Annotated in this window: 9 protein-coding genes; 8 read left to right on the top strand and 1 reads right to left on the bottom strand. The window is 33.8% G+C overall.

The window, feature by feature from the left end; translation table 11 throughout:
* Window positions 1–3,340, bottom strand: a 3,340-nt coding sequence (locus RWQ73_RS06175) for a ZmpA/ZmpB/ZmpC family metallo-endopeptidase-related protein (RefSeq protein WP_314407362.1), incomplete at its 3' end; no start/stop codon positions are given.
* A 493-nt stretch (window positions 3,341–3,833) separates the two neighbouring features.
* Here RWQ73_RS06175 and RWQ73_RS06170 point away from each other — a divergent pair.
* From RWQ73_RS06170 to pfkB, 8 genes are all read left to right on the top strand, one after another.
* On the top strand, window positions 3,834–5,015 hold the full coding sequence (locus RWQ73_RS06170) for a hypothetical protein (protein WP_314407360.1): 1,182 nt from the start codon (window positions 3,834–3,836) through the stop codon (window positions 5,013–5,015).
* Window positions 5,016–5,314: 299 nt separating this feature from the next.
* Entirely contained in the window at window positions 5,315–9,382 is a 4,068-nt protein-coding gene (locus RWQ73_RS06165; RefSeq protein ID WP_314407358.1) for a ZmpA/ZmpB/ZmpC family metallo-endopeptidase, read from the top strand.
* A 203-nt stretch (window positions 9,383–9,585) separates the two neighbouring features.
* Window positions 9,586–10,572, top strand: a complete 987-nt coding sequence (locus tag RWQ73_RS06160) for a putative sulfate exporter family transporter (protein WP_314407356.1) — start codon at window positions 9,586–9,588, stop codon at window positions 10,570–10,572.
* Between the two features lie 104 nt (window positions 10,573–10,676).
* A complete protein-coding gene (locus tag RWQ73_RS06155) occupies window positions 10,677–11,603 on the top strand; it encodes a nitronate monooxygenase (protein WP_314407354.1) in 927 nt (308 codons plus the stop codon).
* A 310-nt stretch (window positions 11,604–11,913) separates the two neighbouring features.
* The gene (locus RWQ73_RS06150) at window positions 11,914–13,299 is read left to right on the top strand and encodes a hypothetical protein (RefSeq protein WP_314407352.1); all 1,386 of its coding nucleotides are present in this window, start codon (window positions 11,914–11,916) and stop codon (window positions 13,297–13,299) included.
* Window positions 13,300–13,520: 221 nt separating this feature from the next.
* Window positions 13,521–14,891, top strand: coding sequence for an ATP-binding protein (locus RWQ73_RS06145; protein ID WP_314407350.1), 1,371 nt, complete (start codon window positions 13,521–13,523; stop codon window positions 14,889–14,891).
* A gap of 364 nt (window positions 14,892–15,255) precedes the next feature.
* Window positions 15,256–16,011, top strand: a complete 756-nt coding sequence (locus RWQ73_RS06140) for a DeoR/GlpR family DNA-binding transcription regulator (protein ID WP_314407347.1) — start codon at window positions 15,256–15,258, stop codon at window positions 16,009–16,011.
* Window positions 16,012–16,013: 2 nt separating this feature from the next.
* The gene (gene pfkB, locus RWQ73_RS06135) at window positions 16,014–16,931 is read left to right on the top strand and encodes a 1-phosphofructokinase (RefSeq protein WP_314407345.1); all 918 of its coding nucleotides are present in this window, start codon (window positions 16,014–16,016) and stop codon (window positions 16,929–16,931) included.
* Window positions 16,932–17,056 lie beyond the last annotated feature (125 nt).

The following is a 17,056-nucleotide window of genomic DNA, read 5'->3' as shown; positions in this document are numbered from 1 at the left end:
TGAAAGCAACATTTTTAAGAAGTCCACCGGTATCTCCTTTATTTACAATACCGGCCACACCATCTTTACCAAGGATGCTACCAGTCACTTTAATATTTTCGACTGTGGCATTTTTAATTACTCTTGATAGTGCTGAAATATTTTCAACCCAAGGCATGTTGATATTAACGTTTCCTAAGTTAATATTTTTAACTGTACCACCTTCAATATTATCAAATAGCTGACGAGCCATATTGTGTATTGTATATTGTTTACCATCGACACTTGTTAAAGTTCCGCTGAATTTACCAGGTACATATTGTTTATTTGGAGTTGGAACGTTAGCGGCATTAAGATCTGCACCAAGTTTAAATGTACCAGAAGGATTAGCTTTCATAGCTGTTACCAGGTCGTTAAAACTATAGTATACATCATTTTCATGTGCTTTTTGTTTTTCAAAGTAATGAACATACTCGTTTGCTAATTTAGAAGCATCTGTGTGTTGAACTAAATCAGGAGCTGTAGCTGTAACTTTATATAAAGTTTTTCCATCTTTTTCTACTTCTTCAATTTTATCAACGGCAAGTCTTGTCACTTTGTTATCGTGAGTTGTGATGCGTAGATAAAGTGGAGCAACATTTCCTGGATTAGAATCAAGTAAACTTTTATCTGTTTCAACACCTGCTTCATCAACACTAATTAAGCTTGTTTCTTTAATATTTTTAATTTCGACTTTTTTAAGGTCTAATTGAATTTGTTGATCAGCTAATGTTTCAGTCTCTTCACCGTTACCTCTATCGTAAACCATGGTTGTAGATAGAGTGTATTCTTTGAAGTATTCTACGTTTTCTAATAAAGCATTTAGATTATCTTCTGTTAGATTTACAGTCTTAACAACTTGTCCGTCTTTTTTCAGAGTAGCTGTAATTGATTTAATTTTAGCTTTAGTTGGATTTTTTAGAGAATAGTTAGCAATTACTTCTTTATCTAATACTTTCTTATCAGTATCGACGAATTTTAATACTGGTTTTTCAGTTAACGGAGCTAAGTTTTTGATAGCTTCTTCTAATCTTCTAGTAGCTTCGTCTACTTTGCTTTGAGTAGCAGCTTCATCTGTATTTATAGGGTTTACTGCCGTAAGAGCATCTTCTAAAGCTTTCCATGTTTGAGTAGTGTATTCTTCTTTACGTTTGCTGTTCGCTGTGTTTATAGCATTTTGTAACGCAGTTTTATCTACAGCAAGAGCTTTAATAGCGTCTTGAAGAGCTTTAGTAGCTGCATCTATTTCACTTTGTTTAGGAAGTGGAGTAGTTTTGTCGTTGATTTCTTTTGCTTTGATTTCAGCATTTTTGAATTCATTCCAAGTTTTTGGACTGTAGTCAGTTTCTTGTTTAGTTTCTGCGATTGCTATTTGTTCTTGTAATTTTGTTTTATCAACATTAAGAGCGTCGATAGCGGCTTTAAGTTTTTTAGCAGCTTCATCGATTTGAGTTTGAGTAGCAGTAGCGTTGTCTTCTACAGTTTGGGCAGCGTTTTTCGCTTCCTCTAAGGCAGCCCATGTCGCAGGACTGAAGTCAGCTTCTGCCTTAGACTTAGCATCAGCAAGTTGTCTTTCAAGTTCAGTTTTATCAGTGTTTAATCCTGCAATAGCGGCTTTAAGTTTTTCGTAGACATGATCAACTTCGCTTTGTTTTGCTGTTGGGTTATTTGTAACTTTTTCAGCATCAGCTAATACATTTTGAAGATTAGTCCAAGTACTATCGCTGTAGTGCTCTTTAGTTTTTGATTTTGCATCGGCGATAGTTTTGTTTAATTCAGTTTTATCAACATTAAGAGCGTCGATAGCAGCTTTAAGTTTTGCAGTTTCATTATCTACTTCTGGTTGTTTTACAGTATCGGAAGTGTAAATGTTTTGTGCAGCTGCTAAAATTGGTTTAAGAGCGTCGTAGCTCGCAACAGAATAATCAGCAGCTACAAGTGCAAGAGCTCTATCAATTTGAGCTTTTAGTGCAGTTTTATCAACTTTTTCCTCAGGTTTTGGAGTTTCAGGCTGAGGAGTAGGTTTAGTTTCTTCAGGTGCTACGGGTTGTGGAGTTGGAGTAACGTCTTCTTTAGTGCCAACTGCGATTACTTTGTTTACAGGTTGTTTTGTGATTGTAGTTTCTAGTACTTTGCTAGATTGTTGTCCGTTCACTGTAGCTACTTCTGTTAAGATAGTACGTTCGCCGTTAACACCTTCTTGAACAACTTTAGATTGCCCTTTAGGTAAGGTAGCATCGTTTTGTGTAATAGTTTCAAATGGAACAACCTCAGTAGAAACTACAACTTTTGGTTTACCTGATTTTGCATCAAGAACTTCTTCTACTGGTGCTGGTTTCACTGGAGTAGCATCTTCTTTAGTACCAACAGCAACTACTTTATTTACAGGTTGTTTAGTGATTGATGTTTTAATAACTTTGCTAGACTGTTTTCCGTCGATAGTAGATACTTCGCTAAATACGATTTGTTCACCGTTGACACCTTCTTGAACAACTTTAGATTGTCCTTTAGGTAAAGTAGCATCGTTTTGTGTGATAGTTTCGAAAGGAACAGCCTCAGTAGTTGATTTAAGTTCAGGTTTATTTTCGACTACTGTTTTAATACCTTCTTCAGGTGTTGTTTTATACTCAACTTTAGGTGTAGATTGCTCAGGTTGTGTCGGTTCGATAGTTGGTTGTTCTAGTTTTGGAAGAACTTTTTGTTCAGGTTGTGGTAGGACGTTTAAGTCACTATGTGTGAAATATCCAACATAGCGATATCCTTCGATGTTAATTACTCCGTTAGCAAGTTCAGTAGAATTAGATACAGTTGCTTGCGTGTTGTGTTGAACTAATTCTTTGTTTTCAAAAGCAAATGTTTGGAACGGCATGATGACACTTTGCCCCATAGCCCCGATTAATACAACGCTAAGAACTTTATTTCTGTGTTTTTTAGACATTAGTAAAACTACTAATACCGCAGTTCCGATACCTAAACCGGCAACAGGAAGAGAGCTTTGTCCTGTGTTAGGTAGTTCTTTGATTTCTGTTGGTCTCTCTGCTGGTTTAGTTGTTTGAGTTTCTTTTTTATAAACCATGTAATATGTTTCGTTGTTTTTGACGTTTTCAGGAATGCTTTTTTTAATTAAACTTTTTTCCGATTCAGTAAGTTCGTTTTCAGCTAGATAAGTATATTTAACGTTAGCAGTACCTTCGTTTGCTAACGCATCGCTTGATGTATGGCTTCCAAGGAATAAAGCACCGATGATAACTGGTGCTGCACCAAAAGATAATTTTCTAATTGAAAACTTTAAAATTTTATTATTTTCATTTTGCGTTCGCATAAAAAATATATTTCTCCTTATTGTGTATTTTTGTTGCCATTATATTCTATCAAAAAAGCCGAAATATTTCAATTAATCGACATTATGTAATGTGGATAAAGATTAATAATTTATGATTTAATGTTGTTATAAAAAATAAAATTCATTTCTCTTTAGGGGATAATAATACAAATATAATACCAAAACACAACTGTATTAATACAACGTAATACACAATAGTAAAATATATAAAAATTTAACTTTTGTAAATAGGTGTTATATTTTATTTTTTAAAGTGATAAAAAGTTATTTTGATAATGTTTACATAGAATATAGAGAGGAAAGAGAGGTTGGATTTCAATGGTAATTTAGTTTAATTACTTTCAAAACTGTTGAAATAGTTGCGAGAATAAAGAAAGTGTGATATAATATATTATGTAAGTTGTAATAGTACAGTTCTATACAAGTGAACTGAAATAATTATATTAAATAAAAATTAGAAAGGACGATTTTTATGGGCGGAGAAATAACCAAGAGTAAGAAGAACAAAAAAAATGTAGTGGTTAAAAAAGCGATAAGTTTAGAGACTTTTGTTTTCTTAGCAATATTTTTCTTAATATTTGGATTTATGGCAAGGAAAATGGGAACACCACTTATGTTTAAAACAATGATGGCTACAGCTCATGATTTACTACTGAATACGGTATTTTTCATTATGGCTATGGCTGTTATAGCAGGGGCTATTAGTGCATTGTTATCAGAGTTTGGTGCGATTGCGCTAATAAATAAAATATTCGCACCTCTTATGAAACCACTTTGGGGGATGCCTGGTGCGAGTGTAACAGGAGCAGTAGCGACTTATCTATCAGATAACCCGGCTATTATTCCATTTGCGAAAGATAGACGCTTTGTATCTTTCTTTAAAAAATACCAAGTACCAGCTTTATGTAATTTAGGGACAGCTTTTGGTATGGGGCTTATTGTAACAATGTTTATGATGGGACAAGGTGAAGGATTTATCAAAGCAGCAATTATAGGGAATGTTGGAGCAATCTTAGGTAGTATTATAAGTGTTCGTTTAATGTTAAGAGAAACGAAAAAATACTATGGAGATGAAGCTGAAGATCCTGTAATAGAAATGGAAGAAGGCGATGAAACACCAGACAAAGTGAGAATAATACGTGATGGTAATATGTTCCAACGTGTATTAGATACTATTTTGGAAGGTGGAAAAACAGGGGTAGAAATGGGTATGGCTATTATTCCGGGAGTGCTTATTGTATGTACTTTTGTGATGATGTTAACATTTAAGATGCCTGCAGGTGGATATACTGGTGCAGCATATGAGGGAGTTGGATTCCTACCATGGTTAGGAGAAAAATTAACATTTATATTAGAACCGTTGTTTGGATTCCATTCAGCAGAAGCTATTGCTTTCCCAATTACAGCTTTAGGAGCTGTAGGAGGAGCTATTTCATTAGTACCGGAATTCTTGAAAAATGGTCTTATTGGACCTAATGATATCGCGGTATTTACTGCGATGGGTATGTGTTGGAGTGGATACTTAAGTACACATATCGGTATGATGGATGCTCTTGGAGTTCGTAAATTATCTTCAAAAGCTATCGTATCTCACACACTAGGTGGTATAGCAGCGGGGATTATCGCTCACTACTTATTCCTTTTATTAGGATAATAAATCAAAATAAAGTATAAAAAAGGTTAGATCAACAGATTAAAATTTAAAAAAGGTTTATTTGAGAAAGTATAGAAGTGGTGTTTTATTGACATCTAAATTTGCTTTATAAAAACTTTATATATATAATAAAATTTATTGGGAGTGACTTGAAAAGATTTCTCTGAAATCACGATTTTTCGAGTCACACCCTTTTTTGATTTATAATTTAAAAGATATATATATATTATTCTTGCGGAAAAAAGTTAAATTTGATATAGTATAAAAGGTTATTGAATAAAGAAATAGCGGAGGAAAAGATGACGAAGAAAGAAAATTTTAGAAGGAAGCAGTATTTTTCAATAAGGAAATATAAGATGGGTGCTTGTTCTGTGTTGTTGGGAACAAGTTTGTTTTTATCTTTAAGTTATACCGGTGAAGCTAAGGCGACAGAGGAAAAAGAAGTATGTATTCATGCGGTTGATAATAGTAGTTTATCGGAACAAATAAAAAGTCAGCTAAAAGTTTTTGAAGAAAACAAAATAACAGTAGAAGAAGGTAAGTCATATTATTTTGTATATAAAAAAAATAATGTATTACCAAGTACAGGTGGAGTAACATCGGGAACTGCAGTTTTAGGTGGAGCATTGTTGTTGGTGTGTTTAACATTGATTAAAAAGAAAAAAGGGAAATTGATTTTTTTAGTTAGTATGCTAACTGTCAGTGGTAATTTAAGTCAAGTGATGGCTTTTGAAGATTTTAGAGAAATTCAACCAACGGTGATAAAAACTTCAATAGGTGGAATGTTACCAAGTCCAGAGGAAATACCTGGATATAGTTTTACGGGTCACTATTTTGAAATAGGAAAAACATGCACAAACAAAAGTAGTTCTATCAAGATAGAAGAACGAGGAGAGTTTACTCCTGGACTAGTGGAGGAAAAAACAGGTATAGAGGAGAAAGTTGTAGTAAGTGAAAAAGGAGAACCATTAGTACAAGATGAGAATCCAGAGGGAGTAGTGAGCGAAAAAGGAGAACCTTTAATACAAGATGAGAATCCAGAAGCAGTAATAAGCGAAAAAGGAGAACCTTTAGTACAACCGGAGAATCCAGAGGGAGTAGTAAGTGAAAAAGGAGAACCTTTAGTACAACCGGAGAATCCAGAGGGAGTAGTAAGTGAAAAAGGAGAACCTTTAGTACAAGATGAGAACCCAGAAGCAGTAATAAGCGAGAAAGGAGAGCCGCTAGTACAACCAGAAAAACCGCTAGCAAGTTGGAATGGTCCTACATTAGTACGAGAAGAAAACCCAATAACAGAAGTGAGTATAAAAGGTGAAAGTTTAGTACAACCGGAGAATCCAGAGTATGAAATAACACCAACACCGGAACAACCAACGCCAGAGGTAACTCCAAAGCCTGCTATACCAGTTGAAAAACCATCGTGGGGGGATATCCATGATTCAAAACCTGACCGACCAGTGCGAATAAAGGATAACAGGAAATGCCCCAAACCAACAGCTGATGAGTTAAAACACTTTGAAACATCGACGATAATTATTAACGGAAAATCGGTTATTCCTATTTCAACAATAACTACCGTAGAAGAATTGGATTATAAAACAATTTATGGGGCAGGCGACCCATATGATTTAAACTTTAGAGATCAAGATGAAATAGTAGAAGGTAGTAAAGGCACGGAAGTAATTACTACTTCGTATATTCGTGATGAATCTACTGGAGAACCAGTAGAACATATTTCTAAAATAATATTATGCCGACCGATAGATAAAGTTATTGAAGTTGGGAATGTTGAGAGAATAGTAAAACCTATAGAAATCACAGAGGAGAGAAAAGAAGACCCTGAACTTCCAAAAGGAATAGAACTTGTTCGAGAGGGAAAACAGGGTAAAACAACAATAACTAGAACTTATGAAGTTAATCCTGAAACAGGAGAGTTAACGAATCCAGTTGAGAAGACTGAAATAGCCGAATATATGATACCAAGGCTAATCTTAGTTGGAACTAAAGAAGACAAACCTCATTTACTACCAGTTAATAGCGGATTAGAAAATGCAGTAAATGTAACGGAAGCTACTGCGGAGATGAAAAATGTAGACTTGTTAACAAATGGAAAGTTAAAGGCTCAGTTAACTCCATCAGATATAGAAATAAATCGAGATCTATTCTTGAAACGAAAAGAATTACAAAAAACTAATCCAGCGATAACTGATGAAGAAGTAAAAGAAGTTTTACGAAAAGAGTATCTAGAAAAATTATCGATTAAAGAAACGCTAGAAGAGACTAAAATAGATTTAGATGCTAGGTTGAAAAAAGTTGCGGCGCATACATTGAGCATTATTGGAGACACGCCACAAAATAGAGAAAAAGTTAGACGTGATATTGAAGCTAATAAAGAAAAAATATTACTAGGGTTATCTTATATAAATAGATTTTATAATATAGACTTTGGAGATACTAATATTCGCGATATACTAGCATATAATCCAAGTTCATTTGGTAAGAAAAATGTTACATCTTTAGATTGGTTGACACATCTTGGATCTATGAGTTATGACGAATTAAAACTAACTAATAGTCCAAAAACATTTGAGAAATACTTCGGGAAAATCACGGATAAACCAACGCTACTAGATTTCCTAGATTACAACAGAACTACATTCACAAATATGGACGGTGATACGTGGTTGAAAAAAGCGACTAAAGCTATCGTAGTAGAAAAACCTTCAAAACAGAAACCTGACGAAAAAGTAGAATTATATACAAAATTAACTACGTCTCCTGAGAAATACGGGGCAGAAGAACTTCAAATAAAAAATAGAAGACAACAGAACATAGCTACATTATTAGGTTTGGTAAATATTAAAGAACCAAGCGTGTATGCTATAACTAATATGGCGACGGTAACTTATGGAAATATCGGAACCTATATGGATACTTCTTTAGAGAAAGCAAATAAAGCTAAGTATACCGAAGAGCTTAATAAGGTTAAAGAATTGATAGAACTAACAGCGACAAGACAAGCTAATTATATTGATACTCTATATAGAATAACAAAAGAAGAAAATCGTCCGAAACTAATTACCAATAGAGTAATTGTAGATACGATGAAAAAATATACGCCTAATGAGTTTGCTGGAATAGCGACAACATGGTCTAAAGAATCAGGACCAACAGCGGATAAAGGGGTTAAAGACTTTATGACACCTTTAGGACTGTATTCACCATCGCAAAATGTAGGTGCAGAAGCGAATGGAGTAGGTGTCCGTTACTTTATAGATAGAGTTCTGGATGATAGAGGGTCAGCAACCTATTCTCATGAAATGACGCACTTATTAGACAGAACAGTGCTGTTTAATAATCATGGTCGTCGAGATGGTACAGCTGCAGAATTTTATGCTCGAGGAATTTTTGAAAATTCTTATACACCAGAAAAAGATACATATTTTAACCTAAACTTTGTTTTTGACGAAAGTAATAAGAACGGATTCTATAATAAAACATCTAATAGATTCAAGACAGCTGCAGATTTAAGAAATTACATGCATGGAAGTTTTGATGTGCTATATAGTTTAGATTATTTAGAAGCGGAAGCGACAAGGAAACTTTCAGCAGAAGATAAAACTAAATATTTCAAAAAGATAACACCGATTGCGTCAAAAGGACCTAGAGCGACAGTAACATACACAAATCAAGCGGTTAAAGCTACGCACAATAGTGAAAAAATCTCAGAAATCACACTGGCAGAAGCGGAAAAATTAAATGATATTAATAGTTTAATTGATAATAATATTTTAGTGAACCGTTACATTATAAATGGATTTAATGCAAAAGGTGATGTCTTAGCCAATGGATATTATTTTGTAGATATGTTTGATACAATTTTTGGAGTTAGTGAAAATGATAAAGGTATGAGTGGGGATATTACATTCAGAAAACAAGCCTTTGAGCTTATGGGAGCTTTGGGCTATTATGAAGGATTTGTACCTTATGTATCGAATCAGTTTAAACAACAAGCTGAAGCAGAAAGCAAACCGTTGTCTGATAAGTATATTTTCGAAAAAATCTTAGGAAAAACATATGCAGCCTTCAAAAAAGATCAAATTAATGAGCGTGTTGCAAAATTAGATAGCCTGAAATCTATTACGATAAATTACAACGGAAAACAACAAGTAATTGATAGTAAAGAAAAATTACAACAACTTATGAATGAAGCTGTTTTAGCTGAACTAGCCCAAATAAAAGCAGGTAATACAACAGCTCAGAAATTTATGTTTATAGAAACTCCAGTGCAAAAACTTAAAAAAGAGATCTATAAAGCATACTTAAGACAATCACAAGACTTTACAGAATCTATTTACAAAGTTTAATAATGAAACAACCAAGGGAAGAGATTTGAAATTTCATTCCTTGGTTGTTTTTTTAATATAGGTAACAAAGTAGAAAACGTTAGAGACTGAAGAATCTTTAAGTTGTATAGAACTCATTATAATTCCTTGAATAGAAAGATTGTAGATAGTATAATTAAAGTGTATAGCTTTTTAGCTGAATAGAGTAAAAGGAGAAATCTATTATGGATAGGTTTAAGAGTGTTAATTTTTATTATACATTAGGTATAATGTTAGTTATTTCGTTAGTTGCGAAATATCTTGCTCAGGTTCCTGCATTAAAACTTTTTGGACATTTAGTTATTGCCTTAGTTATAGGTATGGCTTTACAGAGTTCGAAAGGGTTGAAGGAACAAGTTAAGGCGGATATTCCGTTTATAAGTAATAAATTTTTGCGACTTGGAATAATTTTATTAGGATTTAAACTAGCGTTGGATAGGCTTCTTATGGAAGGGAAGAAAACACTGGTGGTAGCATTTTTTATCGTGTTGTTTATGATAACTTTAACTTACTTTATGTGTCGTGCTTTTAAAGTGGATCATGAGCTTGCTTTACTTTCTTCATGCGGTTGTAGTATTTGTGGAGCTGCGGCTGTTATGGGGGTAAGTGGACAACTTCGTGCAAAAACTGATAACAGTGTTCTTGCTGTTGCTGTTGTTGCGATACTGGGGACGGTGTTTACGCTAATAGAGGTAAGTTTGCAGCCTTATTTAGGTCTTGATGCATACAACTACGGAGTGTTTACAGGAGGAAGTCTTCATGAAATAGCTCATGCAGTTGCGGCTGGAGGAGCAGGTGGACAAGTGGCTTTAGATGCAGCGATTTTGACAAAACTGTCACGTGTTCTTATGCTTATCGTAGTTGCGGGAATATTGATTGTTGTTAACAAAAAAACTCAGGATGAAACAAAAGGTAAGGTTCCGATGCCGTACTTTATCCTAGGATTTATCTTTATGAGTATCTTGGGAAGTTACGTTACTTTCTTAAAACCATTAGCTCCATTTTTTGTAGATGCTGCATATGTATTCTTAGGTATGGCTATGGCGGCGTTAGGAATGAGTGTTAATTTCAGAGTTATAAAAGAACGTGGTATAAGAGTATTTACAGCATGTTTCTTATCATCGATCATTTTAATGATAGTGTGTTATGTTATTGCGAAATTTATTTTTTAGAAATATATCGCTAAGTATTATGTGGAAATGTTAGATTAGAAAATTTTAAATAAAATTAGTCCAATGCTAATTGTAATATGAAGTAAACAAAGAGGAGAACAATTATGACGATTACTAGTTTATTAGGAATAAAGTATCCAGTTTTTCAAGGAGCAATGGCTCAAATAGCAAGGCACGAATTTGTTTCGGCTGTTTCTAACGCTGGAGCTTTGGGGATTTTAGCTTCTGGAGGTGTAAGTCCTGAGGAGCTTCGCAAAGAGATTCAACAATGTAAAAATCTTACAGATAAACCTTTCGCGGTAAATTTAATGCTTATGATGCCGAATATCGAAGAAATAATTGATGTTGTTATCGAAGAAGGTGTTAAAATTGTCACAACAGGAGCAGGAACTCCGAGAAAATTTATGCCGCATTTAAAAGAAGCAGGGATAAAAGTTATACCAGTTATTCCATCTGTTAAGGCTGCGAAGAAAATGGAAGAGTTAGGGTGCGACGCAGTTGTAGTGGAAGGTATGGAAGCAGGAGGACACGTAGGAACAAGTACTACTATGTCACTACTGCCACAAGTAACAAGTGCGGTGAATATTCCGGTTATCGCAGCTGGGGGTATAGCCGATGGTCGTGGAATGGCTGCAGCTTATTGTCTTGGAGCGAACGGTGTACAAATGGGAACTGTGTTCTTGGCTTCTAAGGAGTGTCCGGTGACAGATGAGTATAAAAACATGATTATAGAAGCAGATGATACTTCTACGACGTTAACAGGAGAAAAATTCGGAGCACCTGTTCGTGGTATTAAAAATGAACTTACAAAAAGATATCATGAATTAGAAGAACAGTCGTCCACTCTTATAGAGCTAGAGGAGTTAACACTAGGTTCATTAAGACGTGCTGTTTATGATGGTGATGTTGAAAATGGTTCTGTTATGGCAGGGCAAATCGCTGGGTTAGTAAGTGAGATTCGTCCAGTGAAAGTCATAATAGAAAGTGTAATTGAAGAAGCACGAGAAGTGCTAGGGAAAATGGAAATATAGTTGTTGAGAGAAGTCTAGGTAATTAGTTGATTGCCTAGATTTTTTATATAATTTTTTGTATTATTTTTAGTAGTAACATCTTAGAATTTATAATTAATATTGAAATATCTGAGATATTTTGATAGAGAAAATACTATAGCATGAGAATAATTTGAAGGTGTAAAATCAATATACCAAGCTGTGAATTTAGTTATAAGTAGGGATAGAAATAATAAGATTTTATGTGTTTTATTTATATTTCAATTGACTATAGTTAGTGTTTATTATATTATTAGTGTATATTTATTTTATTATTTATAGGAGGGGTTTTATGATAGACCAAAGACATAAGCATGTCACTTATGGTTCTTCTTTTAAAGATTTCTTCAAGGGATTCGTCGATTTTACAGGATACTCTTCAGTACCTGGACACTGGTTTCCTGTAGGAAGTATTTTAGGAGGATTTATTTTATTAGCAGTTTTAGTATTCCAAGGAGTATTATCTTCATTTTCTAGTATTGGAAGAAGATCAACAAGTGATTTTGGATACTTATTAGGCGGAAGTGCATTTAGTGATGGAGTTTCTACACTTCAAACAGGGTTAGCATTCGGGATTTTCATGCTAATAGCTGGACTTATTTTAATTTTACCTCTAACTGCAAGCTTCACAAGAAGACTTCGTGATGTAGGGTTTGCTACATGGGGAATTGTTATTTTAATAGCTTTATATTATATTTTATCTTATTTCACAGTGTATTTATTGACTCCAGTGTATTGTATTGTTTTCTTATTTGTATTAATGTCATTACCATCTAATGCAGTAGAAACGAATTCTAATAGTGAATTTGCTAAATTTTTCTTAAGACAAACTATTCAAGCGCAACAATACTATAGTCAATTTGGAAACCCTTTTGGACATCCTGTTCAATTTGATCAGTTCGGTAATCCGATTCAAAACCAACCATATTTTAATAATGGTATGAACCCAGGATTCCAAGGGCAACCACAAGGGTTTAATTCAAATGCTCAACAAGGACGACCAAATCCAGGATTTCAAGGGCAATCACAAGGGTTTAATCCGAATGCTCAACAAGGGCGACCAAATCCAGGATTTCAAGGGCAGCCACAAGGGTTTAATCCAAATGCTCAACAAGGACAACCAGGATTCCAAGGACAGCCACAAGGGTTTAATCCAAATGCTCAGCAAGGGCGACCAAACCCAGGATTCCAAGGGCAACCACAAGGATTTGATCCAAATGCTCAACAAGGGCGACCAAATTCAGGATTTCAAGGGCAACCACAAGGGTTTGATTCAAATGCTCAACAAGGACGACCAAATCCAGGATTCCAAGGGCAACCACAAGGTTTCAATCCAAACGCTCCTCAAGGAGGGCAACAATGTCAGGGTTTTAACCCAAATGCTCCTCAAGGAGGGCAACAAAACCCGGGTTTTAACGTAAATGAAGTTCAAGGGCAACAGCAACAAGCACCAGAAGTGAATGAAGTTGAAGAGGTTGTAGTTGAACAACAAAATGTAGAAGTAGCGCCACAAGTAGAGGTTACTCAAGTAGAGGAAGTAACACCAAAAGTAGAAGTAGCACCAGAGATTGAAGAAATTCATGAGGTGAAAGTTGAGACTGTAGGTGGAGCTAGAAGTAAAAGACTTCAAAAGCTAAATAAAGCTGAAGATGAAGTTGGATTCAAAAAAAGAAGATAAGAATATTATCTAAATAGATAAAAGTTAAGAGGTTCAGGCGGAAATGTTGAACCTCTTATTTTTGATTTTTGTGTGCTAGTTGTTATTTGAACATAAGTGCAGATGTGTTCTGTAATGTTTTTGTTCTTATTTGCTAATTTTACTACTTTAAAGTATAATACTTATAGGTAGTAAAAAAGTTGAGTAATGATAAAAATAATTTATAATAAGAAGGTGAACTTATGTTTTTAGGAAGAGAAAAAGAGTTGAATTCTTTGGAGAAAATGTACAATAAAAAAGGATTTCAGATGGCTGTTGTCTATGGTAGACGTCGTATAGGAAAGACGTTTTTATTAACTGAGTTTGTAAAAGATAAGAATTCACTATATTTACCTGCAGAAGAAGTGAACGACATGTTGAATCTTCAAAAATTTTCTCGAATCTTAGGTGAGAAGATGGGGATAACCAATTTTCCAAGTGTGGAAAATTGGAATAATTTCTTTAACTTGATAAAGGAAAAATTCGAAAAGGAGAAGTTGGTTCTTATTATCGATGAGTATCCATATGCAGCAACAGCGAATAAATCTTTAAATTCTATATTGCAACATGTTATTGATCACGAGTTGAAGGATACTAATATCTTCTTAATCCTTTGTGGTTCTTCTATGAGTTTTATGGAAAACCAAGTTTTAGGAGAAAAAAGTCCTTTATTTGGGCGACGAACAGGACAGCTAAAAGTTAATCCGTTAGATTACTATGATTCTGCAAAATTCTATCCAAATGCGAGTAATGAAGACAAGGTTAAATATTATGCCTGTGTAGGTGGAACGCCGTACTATTTAACATTAATAGATGAAAAATTATCGTTTGAAGATAATATAAAAGAACTCTATTTTGATATTAATGGATATTTAAATAATGAAGGTGTGCTTCTCATGAAGCAAGAATTTAGAGAACCAGCTAACTATAATGCGGTTTTACAGGCAATAGCTAGTGGATCGAATACTTTGGGAGAAATTGTTAGTTATACTAAACTTGAAACTAATATAGTCTCGAAATATTTATTAGTCTTACAAGATTTGAATTATATCGAAAGAGTAATTCCTTTTGGTGCCAATTCGCTGAAAGGGAAAACTAGCAGGTATATTATTACAGAGAATTTTTTAGCATTTTGGTATCGTTATGTATTTTCTGTTAGAGCAGAAATAGAGCGAGGATATGGAGATATTTATGCAGAAGTAGCGCTAAGTGATTTACCGAATTTTGTTGGATCTATTTTTGAGGAAATATCAAGACAGTATTTGAGAAGAATGAATACAAATAAACAATTGCCATTTGTTGCAAAAACTTTTGGTCGTTGGTGGGGAAAAGATAAAAAAGGTAGTGTTCAAGAAATAGACGTTATTGTTGATTCTATTCTTGATAAGAAAATAATAGTAGGAGAATGTAAGTGGCGTAATTCTTTCAAATTACAGAAAACTATAGATTTATTGTCGCAAAGGGCGGAAATTTTTGATAAATATATTATATATAAATACTTATTTGTAAAAAATAATGATATGTTGGCAAAAGAAGGTGTAACTGTAGTTACGTTAAATGAATTATATAGATAATTTTACTACTTTAAAGTATAATACTTATAGGTAGTAAAATTCAATATACAAGATGTTAAAAGTTTTTCGTAAAGAGAGTAAAAAATATGATTGAATCGCTCAAGCGTAATTGTGAAAATTTTCATTGATGAAGATGGTTTTAAATTTTGAGATAAGTGTTATCTGATATCTATTATGAAAATATCATGTAAATCTAATTGAAAATAAAAAAACGCTCATCATTTAGAAAAACAATCAAAAATAAAAAACAAAACACTCATTTTAATCATTAATTTTGATTATTTATGAGTGTTTTTGCTTGAATTTGATTGAATAGCTATATTATATTAGATATAATAATCTTGGGAGTTAGGAGAGAAGAAAAATGGTAAATGAAAGATGGAATAAGATTTTAGATTTGTTAGATAAGGAAGGTTCGTTAAGTCTTAGGGATCTAATGGAACATTGTGATGTGTCAGAAGCTACAATCAGACGAGATCTTACGAATCTAGAAGCAAAAAATTTATTATTTAGAACTCATGGGGGAGCGATAAAACGTTCTACTGCTCGTGGTAGTGAAGAAAGTGTCGAAGTGAAACGTGCTGATTTTTTACAGGAGAAAAGGGCAGTCGCTAGATATATTTGTGATAATATCTTGCAATCTGGACAGACGATTTATCTTGATGCGGGAACGTCAACATATGAAATGATAGAGCATCTTCGAGATAGAAAATTAACGGTTGTGACAAATTCAACGTATCATTTACCGAAACTTATTAATAACAAAATTCATACGATAATCTTAGGTGGAACGATAAAACATTCTACACAAGCAGTCATAGGTTCTGTAGCTATTGAACAACTAAAAAAATATAGCTTTGATATCTGTTTTGTTGGTTGTAATGGAATTGATGATAACTTTGGAGTAACGACTGCAGAAGAAAATGAATCTTTTATAAAAGCAACGGCACTAAAAAACAGCAAGAAAAAATATATTCTTGCAGATAAGTCGAAGTTTGGGCATAGAAAATTTCAAAAATTTGCAGAGTTAGACGATGTAGTTATTGTATCGTATGAAGTTCCAGAGGAATATAGAAAGTATAAAAATATAATAGAAGTAAAAAATATAAAGGAGGATTAGCAGTGTATTATACAATTACTTTAAATCCTGCTGTTGATATGTTGACAACAGTGGAAGATTTCGCACTTGGTAAGTTGAATAGAACGCAAGAAGCGAAGTATGTAGTAGGTGGAAAAGGTATTAACATTTCAATCTTACTAAACAACGTTGGTGTTGAGAGTAAGGCTTGGGGATTTGTTGCTGGATTCACAGGATATTTTATAAAATCAGAATTAGATAAACTAGGAGTAAATCATGATTTTGTAGAAACACGCGGGGCGACTAGAATTAATATGAAATTAACTACAGAAACTGAGACTGAAATAAACGGTCAAAGTAGTAGTGTAAACCTAGACAATGTGAGTGATTTCTTTACAAAATTAGAAGTACTGACTAAAGAAGATGTAGTATTTTTATCGGGTAATGTTATCGCGGGAATGGGTGTAGAAGACTTCAAAGCTATTGCGAAAAGAGTATCTGCGTCAGGAGCTACATTAGTAGTAGATAGTAACAAAGAGCTAGTGTTAGATACACTTCAATACAAACCATTTGTGGTTAAACCGAATGAATTTGAGCTTGGAGAAATGTTTGGTGTTACTCTAAATAGTAAAGAAGAAATCTTGCAGTATGCTGAAAAATTACAAGAGCGTGGAGCAAAAAATGTCCTTGTTTCACGTGGAGCAGACGGAGCGTTACTACTAACAGAAGATAAAGAAGTATTTGAAGTTAATGTAGCTAAGGGTGAGATAGTATCGACAGTTGCGGCAGGAGACAGTATGCTAGCGATGTTTGTTGCGAAATATAATGAAACAAAAGATTACAAAGAAGCTCTTCGTTTTGCATCCGCTGCAGGTGGTGCGACATCATTCTCAGTAGGTGTAGGAACCAAGAAACTTATTGCGGAATTAATTCCACAAATCAAAGTTGAAAAATTAAAATAAAAATTCAACAAGTATTTATATAAAGAAATAAAAATATGTTAAAAAGTATTTCCTTGGAAATATAAAACAGAGGAGAAAGAAATGAAATTAACAGATGTTCTAAATTATGACTTAGTTCAATTCGG

This window comes from uncultured Gemella sp., from assembly GCF_963525875.1.
In the GTDB taxonomy this organism is placed as follows: Bacteria; Bacillota; Bacilli; order Staphylococcales; family Gemellaceae; genus Gemella.
The sequence above is the reverse complement of the archived record's forward strand: the minus strand, read 5'-3'. Positions and strand labels throughout refer to the sequence as shown.